Annotated in this window: 15 protein-coding genes; 10 read left to right on the top strand and 5 right to left on the bottom strand. The window is 29.7% G+C overall.

Annotated features, from left to right (window positions below; all coding sequences use genetic code 11):
* Positions 1-70 precede the first annotated feature (70 nt).
* The 4 genes from JEY78_RS05460 to JEY78_RS05445 are packed head-to-tail and all read left to right on the top strand — an operon-like array spanning position 71 to position 4,753.
* Positions 71-1,744: an ABC transporter ATP-binding protein gene (locus JEY78_RS05460; protein WP_291847710.1), complete on the top strand. Its 1,674-nt coding sequence runs from the start codon at positions 71-73 to the stop codon at positions 1,742-1,744.
* Positions 1,745-1,771: 27 nt separating this feature from the next.
* Positions 1,772-2,725 (top strand): hypothetical protein, encoded by a 954-nt coding sequence (locus JEY78_RS05455; protein ID WP_291847707.1) that lies wholly within the window; start codon positions 1,772-1,774, stop codon positions 2,723-2,725.
* A gap of 4 nt (positions 2,726-2,729) precedes the next feature.
* Entirely contained in the window at positions 2,730-3,503 is a 774-nt protein-coding gene (locus JEY78_RS05450) for a DUF4292 domain-containing protein (RefSeq protein ID WP_291847705.1), read from the top strand.
* The gene (locus JEY78_RS05445; RefSeq protein ID WP_291847701.1) at positions 3,503-4,753 is read left to right on the top strand and encodes a peptidoglycan DD-metalloendopeptidase family protein; all 1,251 of its coding nucleotides are present in this window, start codon (positions 3,503-3,505) and stop codon (positions 4,751-4,753) included. Before JEY78_RS05450 ends, JEY78_RS05445 begins: the two co-directional genes overlap by 1 nt.
* 1 nt (position 4,754) lies before the next feature.
* Here JEY78_RS05445 and JEY78_RS05440 read toward each other — a convergent pair whose 3' ends face one another.
* Complete coding sequence (locus JEY78_RS05440) at positions 4,755-5,264, bottom strand: acyl-CoA thioesterase (protein ID WP_291847698.1); 510 nt, start codon at positions 5,262-5,264, stop codon at positions 4,755-4,757.
* A 66-nt stretch (positions 5,265-5,330) separates the two neighbouring features.
* Positions 5,331-6,263: an SPOR domain-containing protein gene (locus tag JEY78_RS05435; RefSeq protein ID WP_291847695.1), complete on the bottom strand. Its 933-nt coding sequence runs from the start codon at positions 6,261-6,263 to the stop codon at positions 5,331-5,333.
* A gap of 95 nt (positions 6,264-6,358) precedes the next feature.
* On the opposite strand from JEY78_RS05435, the gene dprA reads away from it, so the two are divergent.
* Together dprA and JEY78_RS05425 are read left to right on the top strand one after the other, a co-directional pair.
* Positions 6,359-7,462, top strand: coding sequence for a DNA-processing protein DprA (gene dprA / locus JEY78_RS05430; RefSeq protein WP_291847692.1), 1,104 nt, complete (start codon positions 6,359-6,361; stop codon positions 7,460-7,462).
* 111 nt (positions 7,463-7,573) lie between these two features.
* The gene (locus JEY78_RS05425) at positions 7,574-8,170 is read left to right on the top strand and encodes an HAD-IA family hydrolase (protein WP_291847691.1); all 597 of its coding nucleotides are present in this window, start codon (positions 7,574-7,576) and stop codon (positions 8,168-8,170) included.
* Here JEY78_RS05425 and JEY78_RS05420 read toward each other — a convergent pair.
* Genes JEY78_RS05420 through mfd form a run of 3 tightly spaced genes read right to left on the bottom strand, consistent with a single transcriptional unit; the run spans position 8,160 to position 12,775 of the window.
* Positions 8,160-8,528 (bottom strand): hypothetical protein, encoded by a 369-nt coding sequence (locus JEY78_RS05420; protein WP_291847689.1) that lies wholly within the window; start codon positions 8,526-8,528, stop codon positions 8,160-8,162. The two genes, JEY78_RS05425 and JEY78_RS05420, sit on opposite strands and share 11 nt — an antisense overlap.
* Before the next feature lie 2 nt (positions 8,529-8,530).
* Positions 8,531-9,397, bottom strand: coding sequence for a DMT family transporter (locus JEY78_RS05415; protein ID WP_291847687.1), 867 nt, complete (start codon positions 9,395-9,397; stop codon positions 8,531-8,533).
* A gap of 3 nt (positions 9,398-9,400) precedes the next feature.
* A complete protein-coding gene (gene mfd / locus JEY78_RS05410; RefSeq protein ID WP_291847685.1) occupies positions 9,401-12,775 on the bottom strand; it encodes a transcription-repair coupling factor in 3,375 nt (1,124 codons plus the stop codon).
* A 98-nt stretch (positions 12,776-12,873) separates the two neighbouring features.
* On the opposite strand from mfd, the gene JEY78_RS05405 reads away from it, so the two are divergent.
* The 4 genes from JEY78_RS05405 to JEY78_RS05390 all read left to right on the top strand — a co-directional run bounded on the left by JEY78_RS05405 (position 12,874) and on the right by JEY78_RS05390 (position 17,757).
* Positions 12,874-13,314: a TerB family tellurite resistance protein gene (locus tag JEY78_RS05405; protein ID WP_291847683.1), complete on the top strand. Its 441-nt coding sequence runs from the start codon at positions 12,874-12,876 to the stop codon at positions 13,312-13,314.
* Positions 13,315-13,389: 75 nt separating this feature from the next.
* Entirely contained in the window at positions 13,390-13,824 is a 435-nt protein-coding gene (locus JEY78_RS05400) for a TerB family tellurite resistance protein (RefSeq protein ID WP_291847681.1), read from the top strand.
* Between the two features lie 94 nt (positions 13,825-13,918).
* Positions 13,919-14,566 carry a hypothetical protein gene (locus tag JEY78_RS05395; protein ID WP_291847678.1) on the top strand — a complete coding sequence of 216 codons (648 nt, stop codon included), beginning with the start codon at positions 13,919-13,921 and terminating at the stop codon, positions 14,564-14,566.
* A gap of 38 nt (positions 14,567-14,604) precedes the next feature.
* Positions 14,605-17,757: an exodeoxyribonuclease V subunit beta gene (locus JEY78_RS05390; RefSeq protein WP_291847675.1), complete on the top strand. Its 3,153-nt coding sequence runs from the start codon at positions 14,605-14,607 to the stop codon at positions 17,755-17,757.
* Positions 17,758-17,778: the final 21 nt, after the last annotated feature.

Below are 17,778 nucleotides of genomic sequence, written 5' to 3'. Positions count from 1 at the left end.
ATTCAATCCCTAACGCATTTTAATTACAAATTACTACTTTTAAAAACAAATTTTAGTAAAAAAGTAACTTATGCTTTCAGTAAAAAATCTATCAATTTCCTTTAAGTCAAACGGACAATATAATAGTGTTGTTAACAATGTTTCATTTGAGTTAGGCCATCAACAAATTTTGGGAATTGTAGGAGAATCTGGGAGTGGAAAATCGGTGACTTCATTGGCGATTTTAGGGTTACTTTCAAAAAACGCAAAAGTTGAAGGAACCATTCTTTTTAATGATACTAATCTTGCTAAAATTTCAGAAAAAGAGTTTCAAAAAATACGAGGCAATCAAATTTCTATGATTTTTCAAGAGCCTATGAGTTCATTAAATCCTAGTTTAACTTGTGGTTTTCAGGTGATAGAAATGTTGCTTCAACATAAAAAAATAGCCAAAAAAGCCGCAAAAGAGCAGGTTATTGAATTATTTAATAAAGTAAAATTGCCACGACCAGAAGCCATTTTTAATCAATATCCACATCAAATTTCTGGAGGACAAAAGCAACGAGTTATGATTGCAATGGCCATTGCTTGTAAACCAAAAATTTTAATTGCAGACGAGCCAACAACAGCGTTGGATGTGACAGTTCAAAAAGAAATTATTGAATTATTGAAGGAATTGCAAGTGGAAACTAACATGAGTATTATTTTTATAACACACGATTTATCGTTGGTTTCTGAAATTGCAAACACGGTATTGGTGATGTACAATGGCGAAATTGTGGAGCAAGGTTTGGTGGAACAAGTGTTTAAAAATCCAATGCACAATTACACAAAAGCGCTCATTAATTCCAAACCAAATTTAAATGAACGTTTAAAAAAATTGCCTACCGTTAAAGATTTTATTGAAAATAAGGTTCAAAAAGAGGTGTACACAACAGAAGAACGAAATAGTTTTCATGAAAAAATATACGCCAAAAAACCAATGTTGGAGGTAAAAGAGTTGGCTACGTATTTTAACGTATCTAACAGTTACTTTTTTAAAAATGACAATTGTGTAAAAGCGGTTGATGAGGTTTCATTTCAATTATTTGAAGGGGAAACATTAGGGTTGGTTGGAGAATCTGGCTGTGGAAAGACTACCTTAGGAAGAACTATTTTACAATTAGAAAAGGCCACAAAAGGCACTATTTTTTATCATGGAAAAGAAGTGACGCATCTTTCTAAACAAGCGTTAAAAGACTTTAGAAAAGAAGTTCAAATTATATTTCAAGACCCATTTTCTTCATTAAATCCAAGAATTCCAGTAGGTCAGGCAATAATTGAACCTATGAAAGTTCACGGAATTTTTAATTCTTTTGAAGAACGAAAAAACTATGTTTTTGAAATTTTAGAGCGTGTAGGATTGCCACCCGAACATTTTTATAGATATCCCCACGAGTTTTCTGGCGGTCAACGGCAACGAATTGGAATTGCACGTACCATTGCTTTAAAGCCAAAATTAATTATTTGTGATGAATCGGTTTCTGCATTAGATGTTTCTGTGCAAGCGCAAGTGCTTAATTTATTGAATGAATTAAAGCAAGATTTTGGGTTTACCTATATTTTTATTTCGCACGATTTGGCGGTTGTAAAATATATGTCCGATCAATTGGTAGTTATGAATAAAGGAAAAATAGAAGAAATGGGAGATTCAGATCTCATTTACAAAGCACCAAAAACCGCCTATGCTCAAAAATTAATTGATGCAATTCCTAAAGGAATTTAGTATCAATAATTGTATATTGCGCCCCATATGAAAAGCAATTTTATACATAAAATAGTAAGCGTTGGAATTTTAATAATTTCACTGTTTTCATATGCGCAACAACCAACAGTGAATCTTGCTGAACAAAAAAATTTAGAATTTCAACAACAATTTTTTGAAGCTTTAAAGCAAAAATCTATCAATAATTTTAGTAAAGCCATTGAGAGTTTAGAGAAGTGTAAGCAATTAGACACTGCAAACGTAGCTGTTGATTTTGAACTTTCTAAAAACTATTTACTGATAAAAAAATATTTTGAAGCAGCAATTTTTATTGATAAAGCTTTACAAAAGGAACCTGATAATAAATATTTACTACTTCATAAAGTAGCCATTTGTAAGGAAGAACAAAATTTTGAAAAGGCCATAGCATTGCAGAAAGAGTTGGTAAAAAAGTATCCAAATTTAAATGATGAATTGGTGTTGTTATTTATTCAAAATCAGGATTTTAATGAAGCTGAAAGTTTAATTACTGAAATTGAAAACAACGGATTAAAGTCTATAAAAACAATTGGTTATAAAGCGTATTTATTGAGTAGAAAAAAAACGAATACAATTGCTGAACAACAAAACACAATCAAAAATGTTACTGTTGAAAGTTTAAGAATAGCATATGAAAAATCAAAAGAATATGCTGATTTAAAGCAATTATTATTGACTGAAATGGCGCAGCAACTTTTTGAAAATGTGTATGAAGACAGTAAAAATGGATTGGAATTATATCCGGCGCAACCATTTTTATATGTTACAAATGCAACTGCGTTGAATACACTTGAAAAATATAATGAAGCAATTACCGTTCTTACTATTGGCATTGATTTTGTAGTAGATGACACAAAAATGGAAATAGATTTTTACCAACAGCTGTCACTGGCATATTTGGGTATTGGAAATAAGGTAGAAGCTGAAAAGTTTAAGAAAAAGGCGGCGCAATTAAGAAATTAACTGTATGAAATATTTTAAAATAATAGTTATTTTATTACTGGTATTTACTTCTTGTAGGTCCAGTAAAAATGTTGTTGATGGGGCTGCCATAGAAGCTATTTCAACAAAAAAAATCATTAATAATCATTATAGTAACAACTTTAATCAAAAAACAATTGATGCGAAGTTAAATGCAAAATATAGCGATAAAAAAACGGCTGTATCAATTACTATAAAATTGCGCATTGAAAAAGATAAAACTATTTGGATGAGCGCTACAAAATTAGGTTTTCCATTAGCAAAAGTAATAATAACACCAAAAAGAGTTAGTTATTATGAAAAATTGCAAGGAACCTATTTTGATGGAGATTTTTCATTATTAAGCAAATTTTTAGGAACTGAATTGGATTTTGAAAAAGTGCAAAATATTTTGTTAGGTCAAGCTATTTTAAATCTAAAAAAAGGAGATTATAATTCAAAGATAGAGGATAGATTGTATGAAATTTATCCTAAAAAAGAAAATGAGTTATTTGGTATTTTGTTTTTTATGAATCCTGATAATTTTAAGTTAAACCGACAAGAAATTAAAAATGAAGAAAAGAAGCAATTATTGTCAGTTTCCTATTCGGGTTATAAAAAAATAAAAGGAGAACAATTCCCTGAAAATATTGATATAAGAGCTATTGATCATACCAATATTACCACAATTAATATTACCTATAATTCAGTGGAGTTTAATGAAAAACTAACCTTTCCGTTTGAAATTCCTAATGGATATAAAGAAATTATTTTAAAATAATGCAGTTTAAAATCTATTTTCCGTTACTTTTTATAGCGCTATTTTTTAGTGTAAATAGTCAGTCTCAAAATTCTAAAAGGCAACAATTAGAATCACGTAGAACTCAAATTCAAAAAGATATTATTTACATAAATGCCTTACTTTCTAATACAAAAAAGAAAGAGTCTAACTTATTGAGTGATGTAAAGGATTTAAAACATAAAATTAAAGCTAGAGAAGAATTAATTTCAGTTATTTCTAGTGAATCTAAAGAGCTTAACAATGAAATTTATGTAAATCAATTAGAAATAAATAAAAATAAACGCGATTTAGAAGCGTTAAAAAAGGATTATGCGGATATGATTTTTAAATCGTACCAAAGCAAATCTCAAAACAGTAGAATTATGTTTTTATTATCTTCTGAAAACTTTTTTCAAGCGTATAAAAGGTTTCAATATATGAAACAATACACGTCGTTTAGAAAAAAGCAAGGGGAAGAAATTCTTATAAAAACAACAAAATTACAAGCTTTAACAGATACTTTAAAAATTAAGAAAGATCAAAAAACAGCGTTGTTAAATGAAAAGAAAAAGGAGCAAACTGTTATTGAAAAAGAGAAAAAGGAACAAGAAAATTTATTAAGTCAGGTTAAAAAGAAAGAAGGAGATTATAAAAAACAAATTCAAAAATTTCAAAAAGAAGAAGAACGAATTGATGCGCAAATTGATAAGTTAATTAGAGATGCTATTGCTGCATCCAATAGAAAAGCTGGAGAAACAACATCTTCAACAACAACTACCGCAGGAACTTCTTCAAAAGCAACCTTTACTTTAACTGCCGAAGCGAAGGAATTGGCGTCAAAATTTACATCAAATAAAGGAAGTTTACCTTGGCCAGTTGAAAAAGGATTTGTCTCAACATATTATGGTAAACAGCCGCATCCAATAGTTTCAAGTGCAACTATTCAAAGTAATGGTGTTAGAATTACCACAGAAGCAGGGAGCAAAGCCAGAGCGGTTTTTGAAGGAACTGTATTGGCAATTCAAGTGATGTCTGGGAATCAAAAAGCGGTTTTAATTCAACATGGTAATTACATTACGGTGTACAAAAATTTAGAAAATGTTTATGTACACACAGGAGATAAAGTGAGTACTAAACAGGAAATTGGCAACATTTTCACTGACAGAATTACTGGTAAAACAATTTTAGGATTTATATTATCTAAAAATACAGATACTGAAAACCCAGCAACGTGGATTTATAAAATGTAGGTTAACTATTAAAAAGGGCTTTTAACTCAGTAGCTTCTTGCGGTTTCATTTTTCCTGAAAGAATTAAACTTAATTGTTTTCTTCTTAAAGCTCCTTCATAACGTTGCTTTTCCAATTCCGATTCTGGATTAATTTGAGGAATAGCAACAGGAGTTCCCGTATTATCTACTGCAACAAAGGTGTAAATACCTTCATTTACTTTGGTGCGAATTTGAGATTCTCTATCTTCAATCCATACATCAACATAAACCTCCATAGATGATTTAAATGCTCGGCTAACCTTAGCTTCAATAGTTACAACACTTCCCACAGGAATAGCTTTGTTAAAGGCTACGTGGTTAACAGAAGCTGTAACTACAATTCTATGAGAATGGCGTCTGGCAGCAATACTGCAAGCTCTATCCATTCTGGCTAATAATTCACCTCCAAATAAATTGCCAAGCGGATTTGTTTCGCCAGGTAATACAATGTCAGTTAAAATTGTTAACGATTCAGAAGGAGTTTTTACCATAAGTTGATTTTTTGGCAAAGGTATGCTTATTTTGGGTAAAAAAGAAAATACGCTAAATGGGAAATTCTAGAATTCTTGGACTAATAACCAAGCATCTTTAGATTCGGTATTATGAATAGCTCTTAACTTGTTAATTGCTTCGTTTTCATCGTTTAAACTTTCAAAAGCAACTTGTGTTAAATTCCATTTATTAACACCTAAGATTCTGGCATTAAATCCTTTATCTTTAAGTTCTTGCAATTTTTTCTCAGCGTTTTCAGATTCTCTAAAAGCACCCGCAATAATGTGGTAATTATAAGTTTCTTTCGCTACATTTAAAGTAATTGCAGGGAGCGGATTACTAATTACAAAAGTAGCTTCTTGAATAGATTTTTCAACTTTTTGTTGTTGAAGTTGAGATTCCGCAACTAAATTATTGTATTCAACTTTTTGATATTCGTTCCAGCCAACAGTACCAAGCGCAAATAAAATAGCTGCAGTTGCTGCGTATTTAATAAAAGCGGGTGTTTTTCTTTTGTTTTCTTCAGTATGTAATACTGGTGCAATGGTTTCTAACTGTTTAACCTTTTCTTTATAAGCAATTCTGCTAACAGCCGGTGAAACGTAAGAATTTAATCCAAATGAAGAAGTAAGATAATTTACAGAAGTAGATGGTTCAAAAATAAGTTTTCCTTCTTTATTTAAAGAAAGAGCGCCTATGTTTTCTAATTCAATTTCTTCATTTTGTAACTGTAATTTCCAGTTTTTTACTTCAGAATTTATAAATTCTACAGCATTAGAAAAAGAAATACCTTTAGCATTTGCAATATAATTAGCTAATAATCCATCATTGTTTTGCAAATGAGTATTAAATGTTAATTGCTTTGAAGGGGCATAAAATGTATGCGTAAAATGATTCACTTTTGCCGAAACTTCATTGGTTACAAAACCTCCAAAATTTGGAACAATTACACATTCGTATCTGTATAATAAATCGCTGATGTATGTTGCTAATTTCATTAAAACAAATATAGCCAAAACCGTAGTAAATTTTAAAAGTTATCATCTTTTTTATTAACAAATTTTTTATATATTGAAATTCAAATTGTTAAAATATGCTAGAAGAAGAATTGTTATATGTTTTGGCGCTGCAGCGCGCAAAAGGTATTGGAGATATTAATGCGAAAAAGCTTATTTCTTACTGCGGAAGCGCAAAAAACGTGTTAAAAGAGAAAAGAAAAAATTTAGAAAAGATTAATGGAATTGGATCGTTTACCATACAAAATTTGTTTGATCCTGCTTGTTTAATTGAAGCAGAAAAGGAATTAAAATATATTCAGTCAAATACTATTGAAGCCCTTTATTTTGAGGATGTGAACTATCCTTCCAAATTAAAACATTGTATAGATGGACCAATTTTACTTTTTAAAGAAGGAAATTTTAATTTAGAAAATAAACCATTAATCAGTATTGTTGGAACGCGCAATATTACAAGCTATGGAAGAGATTTTTGCGAGAAATTTATTTCAGATTTAAAGGAATACAATCCGATAATTGTGAGTGGATTTGCGTATGGTGTGGATATTTGTGCACATAAAGCAGCTATTAAAAATAATTTGACAACTGTGGGTGTTTTGGCGCATGGGTTTGAAGAAATTTATCCTAAATCTCATAAGAAATATATTACTGAAGTGCACAAAAACGGTGGTTTTTTTACCGACTTTTGGCATAATGACGTCCCTCAACGTGAAAATTTTTTAAAACGAAACCGCATTGTTGCAGGTATTTCTGAAGCTACCATTATAATTGAATCTGCAGACAAAGGAGGTTCTTTAGTTACTGCAGATATTGCGAACTCGTATAGTAGAGATGTTTTTGCAGTTCCCGGAAGAGTAACTGATAATTTTAGTAAAGGTTGTAACGATTTAATTAAAAGAAATAAAGCGGCCATTTTAACTAGTGCAACTGATTTGGTTGAAATGCTGAATTGGAATTTGGTTAAAAGTGAACCCAAAGTAATTCAAAAACAATTGTTTGTAGAATTAAATGAAGATGAACAGTTGATTTATGATTTTTTGGTGGATGAAGGGAAACAATTATTAGATATTATTTCACTTACATGTCAGTTACCAATACATATTACCACCACTATTTTATTTAACTTAGAAATGAAAGGCGTTGTAAAGCCTTTGCCAGGAAAACAATTTGAAGCCATTTAAAGAATAAATAAAACTACAATTAAAAGTTAATAAAAGGATTTCGTAAAGAAATTATGATTCATTTTTTAAAAGCATTTTATATGGTTACTTTTGAAACTTAATAAAAATGAAATGATTACAATACCAAAAAATGCTAAAGGACTAATTTTTGATTTAGATGGAACAGTTGCAAATACCATGCAAAACCATTTTGAGGCTTGGCGGGCTGCTGTTTCACCTTTTGATATTGATTTTAGTGGTGAATTGTTTTTGAAATTGACTGGAATGCCTAAAGCGGCAACTATTATTAAATTGAATGAACTATTTGGTACAGAAATGAACCCAATAGAAGTTGGAAAAGTAAAAGCAGAGGTTTATAAAAAATTGGTAGGTGAAACCAAGGAAATTAGCGTTGTAACAGATGTTGTCAGAAAATTTTATGGCATATTGCCAATGTCTATTGGCACAGGAAGTACACAGATTGGAGCGAGAAGAACGTTGTCTATTTTAGGGATGGAGCATTATTTTAACCCAATTATTACGGCTGATGATGTTCTGAGTTTTAAACCACATCCTGAAACTTTTTTAAAATGTGCCGAACTTATGAAAGTAAATCCTAAAGATTGTGTTGTTTTTGAAGATGGAATTTTAGGAATGCAAGCTGCCGAAGAAGCAGGAATGATGGTGATAGATATTAACAATTATTATAAAATGGAATTTAAAATTTAGTTTTTAATCCCTGTTCCCATTCATCTAAAAATTCATTTATTTCTTCAATAAATTCATCTGGTTTTTTAGTTCTATTTATTGTGCAGTGTATTAAAATTTGTTCTCTTTCTGGAGGAAATCCTGTTGTAATAGTCCAGGAAAGTGCATTGGGGCAATCCAACAAAGTAAAACGAATGCCACCTTTAATTTTATCGTAACTAATTAAAAATTCGCCCCATAAAGTTAATCCTAAAAAATTAGGATTAGAATCTTCAATAAACTGCATAGTCACAGTGTAATCTTCTAAACTACTTGGTTTAATTGTATCTTGAAGTTGTTTTTCAGTTACTTGTTTATTTATAATTCTAAAAAATTCCATAATTATTTATTTTTATTGGACTGAATACTTTCTATAATAACTGTTGTTAAAATAAGCGCACCTCCTAAAAAGGTTGTAAATGTTGGTATTTCAGATAAAAATAACATACCAAACAGAATTCCATAAATAGGACTCATACTACTCATAATACTTACGGCACTAATTTTAAAGTTTTTAAAACTATTTACAAAAAGCGTATGACCTATGGCGGTTGTTACAAATGCCAAGGTTAAAATTCGTATCCAATTATTAGTATTAGCATAGTTTAAATTGCTTTCAAATAATACTGGGAATAGCATTAAAATAACTACAATCATTTGATAAAACATGACTTTTGAAGCATTAAAATGTGATACATTTCGTTTTGTAAGAATGTTTCTCAAAGAATAGAAAACGGCTGAAATTATCCCCATAAAAACGCCTTTTGTATCACTGTTTTCAAAGTTTAAATCTGGAGTTAAAAAGTAAATTCCGACTAACACTAACCCACTTAAAAATAATTGATTTTTACTCAATTTTGTTTTAAAAAATACTGGTTCAAGCAATGCCGTAATTACAGGATATGTAAATAATGATAACATTCCAATAGCCACATTAGATAAATGCAACGCATAGAAATACGTAATCCAATGTGCGCCTAAAAGCAAACCAGTTAAAAATAATGAGAAGGCATCTTTTCTGTTCGCTATTTTTAAATCGTACTTTTTATACCAACAAAAAAGTCCGATTAAAATGGCTGCAAATAAGCAACGCCACCAAATGGTTATTTCTGGCGCAAAAGAAATAGAACGGCCTAAAACACCTGATGTACTTACAAAAACTACTGCAATATTGAGTTCTAAAATGTTTTTTAAATGCGAATTTTTCAATACTTATATTTTTTGAAGTGTTTCCAGCGCTTTTTTAACCGATGTAATTTTAATAAAAGTTAGTAACAATCTAAGTCCAGCTTTTGTGTCTTTTTCTTTCATAACACAACTTTGTCCATTTTGTTGAACATATTGCAACACTTTTGTGAATGTTGATGTTTGGTAAAATGAACTTTGTTGATCTGAAATAAAGTAACACAACATTCTATTTTGCTTTAAAATTAACTTTTCAATACCCAAATGTTTGGCAATCCATTTTATTCTAACACTATCTAATAAATCAACAACAGGGTTTGGTAATTCTCCAAATCTATCAATTAATTCTAATTCAAATTTTTGTAATTCTTCTTCTTTTTTAAGTTCGCCTAATTTATTGTACAAGCTTAATCTTTCGGTAATTACATTTACGTAATTGTCTGGAAATAAAATTTCGAAATCAGAATCTATTTGAATTTCTTTTACATATTCTTTTGGCTTGTCAGATTGGTCTTTATATAAATCTTTAAACTCGTTTTCTTTTAATTCTTCAATAGTTTCATTTAATATTTTTTGATACGTTTCAAACCCAATGTCATTTATAAAACCACTTTGTTCACCGCCTAATAAATCTCCAGCACCACGAATCTCTAGATCTTTCATAGCAATGTTAATTCCACTTCCTAAATCTGTAAATAATTCAATGGCATTTATACGTTTTCTGGCTTCATCGGTCATCATATGATGTGGTGGCGTAATAAAATAACAGAATGCTTTTTTATTGGAACGTCCAACTCTTCCGCGCATTTGATGTAAATCCGACAGGCCAAAATTATTAGCATTATTTATAAAAATAGTATTTGCATTTGGCACATCTAATCCACTTTCAACAATAGTTGTGGAAACCAATACATCAAATTCATTATTAATAAAAGCTAACATTAAATTTTCTAACTTTTTTCCATCCATCTGTCCGTGACCAATACCAATTTTTGCATCAGGAACTAGGCGTTGTAATAAACCTGCAACTTCTTTAATATTTTCTATTCTGTTATGAATAAAGAACGCTTGTCCGCCTCGTTGAATTTCATATCTAATTGCATCGCGAATTACTTCTTCATTAAAGCGAATTACATTACTTTCAATAGGTACACGGTTTGGCGGTGGCGTATTGATAACGGATAAATCGCGTGCTGCCATTAAGCTAAATTGCAACGTTCTTGGAATTGGCGTTGCGGTTAATGTAAGCGTATCAATATTTTCTTTAATTGTTTTTAGTTTGTCTTTAACAGCAACTCCAAATTTTTGTTCTTCATCAACAATTAAAAGCCCTAAATCTTTATATTTTATGGCGGAATTTGTTAGTTGATGCGTTCCAATAACAATATCTACAGAACCATTTGCAAGCCCTTCTAAAACGCCTTTACGTTGGTTGGCAGTTCTAAATCGGTTTAAATATTCTACAGTTACAGGAAAATCTTTTAACCGTTGACTAAAAGTTTTAAAATGCTGAAAAGCTAAAATGGTGGTAGGAACTAAAATGGCCACTTGTTTTCCATTGTCAACAGCTTTAAATGCGGCTCTAACAGCAATTTCTGTTTTTCCAAAACCAACATCACCACAAACCAAACGATCCATTGGTTGTTCACTTTCCATATCATTTTTTACATCTTGTGTGGCAGATGATTGATCTGGTGTATCTTCATATAAAAAACTCGCTTCCAATTCGTGTTGTAAATAACTATCTTGATGGTATTGAAATCCTTTTTGAATTTTTCGTTTTGCATATAATTCAATTAAATTAAATGCAATATGGCGAATGCGTGTTTTAGTTTTTTGCTTTAATTTTTCCCAAGCACCTGAACCTAATTTGTATAATTTTGGAGGAGCGCCATCTTTTCCATTATATTTTGAAATTTTATGAAGCGAATGAATGCTGATGTATAAAATATCTCTATCGCCATAAATTAATTTAATAGCTTCTTGCTTTTTGCCTTCAACCTCAATTTTTTGAAGTCCACCAAATTTTCCAATTCCGTGATCAATATGCGTTACGTAATCACCAATTTCAAGATTTGTTAACTCTTTTAATGAAATGGTTTGTTTTTTAGCGTAGCCATTTTTTAAACGGAATTTATGATACCGTTCAAAAATTTGATGATCGGTATAACAAATTAAGTTGTTTTCAATATCAATAAAACCTTGGAATAGTGGAAAAACGATGGTTTTATATTCAATTTCTTTATCAACATCTTCAAAAATATCATGAAAACGATCGGCTTGTTTTTGAGAATCGCAAAACAGATAATTTGTAAATCCGTTTTCAGTATTTTTATGAAAGTTTTCAATTAACAAATCAAACTGTTTGTTAAAAGAAGGTTGCGGTTTTGTGTTGAATTGGATAACGCCGTTTAAAGCCTGATTTGGAACTCTTTTGTTTGAAGCTTCTTCCAATTCATTTTGCCTAGAGTTTATTATTTCAGCAACTGTAAAATTGTTTAATTGGTTTTTAATTAATGCGCCATTACAAAATAATTCGTCAGGTTTTCCGTGGTTTATAGCGGTTGATAATTTATTAAATTCTTCTTCAGCTTTGCTGAAAAGGCTGTCTAATTTATTAAATATTAGCTCATTATCTTTAATAAAAACAACTGTTTTGTTGGAGATATAGTTTAAAAAACTTTCACGTTTTTCGTCTAATGCTTTATTTTCAACATTAGGCATGATGCTTATTTTCGATAATTTTTCGGTAGAAAGTTGCGTTTCAACATCAAAAGTTCGAATACTATCTACTTCATCACCAAAAAATTCTATTCGGTAAGGTTCGTCGTGTGAAAATGAAAAAACATCAATAATTCCACCTCTTACAGAAAATTCTCCGGGTTCACTAACAAAATCTACACGTTCAAAATGATATTCAAACAACACTTCGTTTACAAAATCTAAACTTAAACTGTCGTTTACAGCAATTTTTAATGTATTTCTATTCAGTTCAGCTTTTGTTACCACTTGTTCAAATAAAGCATCGGCATAGGTAACAATTACTGCTGGTTTTTTTCTTGAATTTAATCGGTTTAACACTTCGGAGCGCAATAAAATATTGGCGTTATCTACTTCTTCAATTTGATAAGGTCTGCGGTAAGATCCTGGATAAAAAAATACGTCTTTATCATTTATCAGTTGTTCCAAATCGTTTAAATAATAGGCGGCTTCCTCTTTATCATTTAATAAAAATAATACGGGCTTGTCTATAATTTTAAAACTTTCTGAAATAATAAAAGACAATGACGACCCAACCAAATTCGATATTTGAAATTGGTGATTATCTTTTTGAAGTGCTTGAGTTATTTGTTTTTTGGCAACAAATTTCTCGTATATATTTATAATGTTTTGCTTACTCAATTGTTGCAAATTTTGCCAAAGGTAGCATTTTATAAAAAATAAGAAGAAATTCCTTAAAATTTCTTAACTTTAGATGAGAATTTTAAAATGTATAAGTTATGTCAATTTCAGATTTATACCCTACCGGACTTCATGAACAAAACTTGGCTCATTTTGCTTCATTAGTTAGAATTGCGCTTCGCGACGATAAAATTAATTCGAAAGAACGCTTATTATTAGAGCGACTTTCTATTAGATTAGATATTTCAACCGCCGATTTTAATGATATTTTAAAAAATCCTTTAAAATACCCAATGGTTTCTCCTGTGAGCTATGAGGATCGTTTGGAGCATTTATTCGACCTCGCAAAAATGATGTTTTTAGATAGAAATCCAACTATTGATAAAACATCTATGATGGGCAGAATTGCAGTAGAATTAGGGTTTCCTGCAGAAAATGTTCGAAATATTGTGAAAAATGCAACTAGCTTTTTTTTAAAGGAACCAGAATTAGAAGATTTTAAAAAAATAATAAAAAAATCAAACCCAATTAGTCACTAAAAATTATTTTTAAGTTTTTAAAATAGTGTATATTTTATTGGTTTAATTATATTTGCCCATAAAAAAAGCATTAAAATGGCATTATCTGATTATAATTTAAGCGGCGAACAAAAAAGAAATTTAGCGCATTTTGCGAGTATTGTTAGGCTTGCACAGGCTGATGGAATTATTTCTGAAGGTGAAGAGAAATTGCTAAAGCGTCTAGCTAATAGATTTCATATTTTAGAGGAAAAGTACAACGATATTTTAAATTCCCCAGAAGATTACCCAATGCATGCACCTCATAATTACAATGAGCGAATTGAGCATTTGTATGATTTAGCTAAAATGGTTTTTGCTGATGGTGAAGCGAAAGGAGAAGAAGCTCAAGTTTTACGTAAAATTTGTATTGGTTTAGGTTTTCCTTTAGATAATGTTGAAAAAGTTACAGATGAAGCCATTCATTTGATATTGAATAACAATGATTTAGATGATTTTACAAAATCAATAAAGCAGGTTAATAAAATTTAAAAATTGCTATTTATAACCAAAAAACCTTAATAACATACTGTATTCACGTATTTTACGTTAGATAATATTAGGTTATAACAAAACCCCGCATACAATGAAGTGTTTATCGTTTAATAAATTTATTTTTTTTCTATTCCTAAATATATTAATAGGACATACTCTTTATTCACAAGACGAGTATAATAAATGGGTTGTTGGTATTGGTATTAATGCGGTGGATTATTTTCCTATAGATAACACCCAACATAATGTGAATACAGGGAATCCAGACGGATTTTTTAATGAAATCACAAATGCCAAAGATCATTGGAATATTGGTGGTCCAAAAATTAATGTAACTAGATTTTTAAAAAATAAATTTTCTTTTGATGGGAGTCTTTCTTTAAATAAAATATCAAAGTTAGGTGAAATCAAAGTAGATAATATTACCTACATTGCTATAGATGGTAATATACAATATAGTATATTACATAGTGAAAGCGTTTTTAATCCTTTTGTTTTTGCAGGTGGAGGTTATACGTTTGCTGATAGAAGTGGGGGAACATTTAATAGTGGTATTGGAGCAAATTTATGGTTAAGTCCAAAATTTGGATTAAACGCACAGTGGGCTTATAAATACAATTCACCAGATTTTGCATTATTGCCACACTTTTATTACTCACTTTCTGTGGTTGTGAAAGTTGGTGCCACAGGCAGAGGAGTTAAAAGATTTATGTGGAGGAACGGCCCAAGTTATTTTTAAAGCAATTAATTTATTAAATTGCATCATAATTTCTATGAATGCAACAATCATCAAACTTTCAAGTTTATAATGCTTCTGCGGGTAGCGGAAAAACATTTACATTGGTTAAAGAATATTTGAAAATTCTTTTAGCTAGTTCAAATCCGTTTAAATTTCAACAAATTTTAGCAGTAACTTTTACCAATAAAGCAGCTGGTGAAATGAAAGAACGTGTAATTGAAGCACTGCATTCTTTTTCAAAAGAAGAAAAAGGAAATATGCTTCAGGTAATTTGTGATGAAACCAATTTAACTGAAGCTGTTGTTTTTAACAAATCGCAAATTATTTTAAACGCTATTCTTCAAAATTATTCAGCCTTTAGCATTACAACCATTGATAGTTTTACCTATAAACTAATAAGAACTTTTGCATTCGATTTAAAACTTCCATTAAATTTTGAAGTTGAAATGGATGCTGAAACGCTTTTAAATGAAGCGGTTGATTTAGTGATTTCAAAAATTGGAGAAAATACCGAGTTAACAGACTTACTTGTAAATTATTCCATTCAAAAATTAGATGATGATAAAGCTTGGGATATTTCTAACGAATTAAAAGATTTTGCAAAATTAATTTTAAATGAAAATCACGCTAAACATTTAAAAACACTGCGTACAATTTCTATTGATGACTTTAAAAGCTTAAAAGAAAATCTTCAAAAGGAAAATAAATTTATTGAAAAGCAATTTAAGGAAATTGGTGAGGCTGGAGTACATTTAATTAACACTACAGGAATAGATTTTAAAGATTTTTATTACAGTCAACTTCCAAAGCATTTTACAACGTTAGCAGAAAACTCCAAGAAAGCACAATTTTTTGATCAAAACACCTTAAAAAGAAATATTGATGATCAGCTTTTTTATTCAAAATCTAAATCCGATTCGGTTAAAAATGCCATTGAATCAATCTTAACAGAATTATTAAACTTATATACCAAATCTGAAGTCTTTTTTCAACAAAAAACCTTAAACGATTTAGTGTTAAATAGCCTTGTTCCATTGGCGGTTCTGAATTATATAAACAGTGCATTACAAGAAATAAAAGCTGATAATAACATTCTGCTAAATGCTGAATTTAATGCGTTAATAAGTGAAACCATTAAAAATGAACCTGCTCCCTTTATTTATGAACGAATTGGCGAAAAATACAGGTATTATTTTATTGATGAAATGCAGGACACATCGGAATTACAATGGCAAAATATTATTCCATTAATTCACAATGCAATTACTTCAGAAAATGAATTGGGAGAACATGGAAAGTTATTGTTAGTTGGCGATGCAAAACAGTCCATTTACAGATGGCGTGGAGGGAAAGCAGAACAATTTATAGCAATTTCTTCAGATGGAAATAGCACTGATAACAATCCTTTTTTTATTGAAAAATCATTATCTAATTTAGAAACTAATTATAGAAGTTACAGTGAAATTATAAACTTTAACAACTTGTTTTTTAAACATATTTCTGGGTTTTTAGCAAATACAAGTTATAGCAGTTTGTATTTTGATGGAAATAGTCAGAAAACAAATCAAAATAATGGCGGATTTGTTCAAATTTCATTTGTAGATAAAGAACAAGAAGAAGAGGAGGATGATGCATCGTTAATGTATCCAAAAAAAGTGTTGGATATAATTCAAAATTTAGACGCTTCGTTTGAGAAAAATGATGTTTGTGTTTTAGTAAGAACAAGAAAACAAGGCGTTCAGGTTGCGAATTTTTTATCAGAAAATAAGATTGAAATAATTTCATCAGAAACACTTTTAATTAATAATAGCGAGAAAGTTCAGTTTATTATCAATTTGTTAAATGTTATTCAAAATCCTTTAAATAAGGAGTTTAAAGCTAAAGTTTTATACTTTTTGTACGATTTTTTAAAAATATCAGTTCCTAAACATCAATTTATTTCAAATTTGGTAAATCTTCCTCAGTTCGAGTTTTTTGAGGAGTTAAAAAGTTATAATGTAGCATTTAATTTACTTGAATTTATTCAAAGTCCTTTTTATGAAAGTGTTGAATATATAATTAGAGGATTTGGTTTAACTAAAGAATCTGATTCTAATTTACAGTTTTTTTTAGATGCAGTTTTTGAATTTCAACAAAAAAGCGATACATCAATTCAAGGATTTTTAGAGTATTGGAATTTAAAGAAAGACAAACTAAGTATTGTAGCTCCAGAAGCTAAAAATGCCGTGAGAATTATGACCATTCATAAGGCTAAAGGATTGGAATTTCCAGTTGTTATTTTTCCATATAATTTAAATATTTACAACCAAATAAAACCCAAAGCTTGGTATAATTATTCACAATCAGATACTATTAAAAATGTGTTGATTGATTATGGAAAAAAACTAAATTATGTTGGAGAGCAAGGCGTTTCTATATTCAATCAGCAACGAGAAGAGTTAGAGTTAGATAATTTTAATATTTTATATGTGGCGTTAACAAGAGCCGTTGAACAATTGTATATTATTTCTGAAAAAGTAATTACTGTAAAAAAGGACGAAAATTTAAATTTCACCTCTGGTTTACTCATCAATTTTTTAAAGCAACAAAATTTATGGGATGATTCTAAAATTGAATTTAATTTTGGAGATCCTAAAAGAATTCATTGCGTTGAGAAAACGGAAAGTACATCTACATGTCAAACAAGTTTTATATCAAATTCTTGGAAAAATCATAATATTTCTATTGTAACAAGTTCATCATTATTGTGGGATACGGAGCAAGGAAAATCAATTTCATATGGAAATTTAATCCATGAAATTTTATCAAAAATAAAAACAGCTACTGATTTAGATGAAGTTATTAATCAATATGTTTTTAACGGAATAATTTCAAATGAAAAAATAATAGAAATTACTGAAATCTTACAGACGGTAATAAGTCATCCGAAATTATCGGTGTATTTCAATCAAAATAACCAAGTATATTTAGAGCAGCAACTAATTACAAAAGATAAACATATAGTAATTCCAGATAGAATTGTTACTATTGATGGAGTTACAACAATTATTGATTATAAAACAGGAAAATCAGACACTAAATACCACACTCAAATAAATAATTACGCGCAAGTTTTAGAAGAATTAAACTTTAAAATTGATAAAAAATTATTGGTATATATTAATGATGAAATTATTGTGGAAGAAGTTTAAAATAACATAAATTTGTGTAAA

Origin of the sequence: Lutibacter sp. (genome assembly GCF_016342705.1) — a bacterium.
GTDB lineage: Bacteria > Bacteroidota > Bacteroidia > Flavobacteriales > Flavobacteriaceae > Lutibacter.
Note: the sequence above shows the minus strand (reverse complement) of the source record. Positions and strands in the feature narration are given on the sequence as shown.

Coding starts and splice junctions, on each gene's coding strand:
- JEY78_RS05460 (WP_291847710.1), top strand. CDS start 71: ATGCTTTCAGTAAAAAATCTATCAATTTCCTTTAAGTCAAACGGACAA.
- JEY78_RS05455 (WP_291847707.1), top strand. CDS start 1,772: ATGAAAAGCAATTTTATACATAAAATAGTAAGCGTTGGAATTTTAATA.
- JEY78_RS05450 (WP_291847705.1), top strand. CDS start 2,730: ATGAAATATTTTAAAATAATAGTTATTTTATTACTGGTATTTACTTCT.
- JEY78_RS05445 (WP_291847701.1), top strand. CDS start 3,503: ATGCAGTTTAAAATCTATTTTCCGTTACTTTTTATAGCGCTATTTTTT.
- JEY78_RS05440 (WP_291847698.1), bottom strand. CDS start 5,264: ATGGTAAAAACTCCTTCTGAATCGTTAACAATTTTAACTGACATTGTA.
- JEY78_RS05435 (WP_291847695.1), bottom strand. CDS start 6,263: ATGAAATTAGCAACATACATCAGCGATTTATTATACAGATACGAATGT.
- dprA (WP_291847692.1), top strand. CDS start 6,359: ATGCTAGAAGAAGAATTGTTATATGTTTTGGCGCTGCAGCGCGCAAAA.
- JEY78_RS05425 (WP_291847691.1), top strand. CDS start 7,574: ATGATTACAATACCAAAAAATGCTAAAGGACTAATTTTTGATTTAGAT.
- JEY78_RS05420 (WP_291847689.1), bottom strand. CDS start 8,528: ATGGAATTTTTTAGAATTATAAATAAACAAGTAACTGAAAAACAACTT.
- JEY78_RS05405 (WP_291847683.1), top strand. CDS start 12,874: ATGTCAATTTCAGATTTATACCCTACCGGACTTCATGAACAAAACTTG.
- JEY78_RS05400 (WP_291847681.1), top strand. CDS start 13,390: ATGGCATTATCTGATTATAATTTAAGCGGCGAACAAAAAAGAAATTTA.
- JEY78_RS05395 (WP_291847678.1), top strand. CDS start 13,919: ATGAAGTGTTTATCGTTTAATAAATTTATTTTTTTTCTATTCCTAAAT.
- JEY78_RS05390 (WP_291847675.1), top strand. CDS start 14,605: ATGCAACAATCATCAAACTTTCAAGTTTATAATGCTTCTGCGGGTAGC.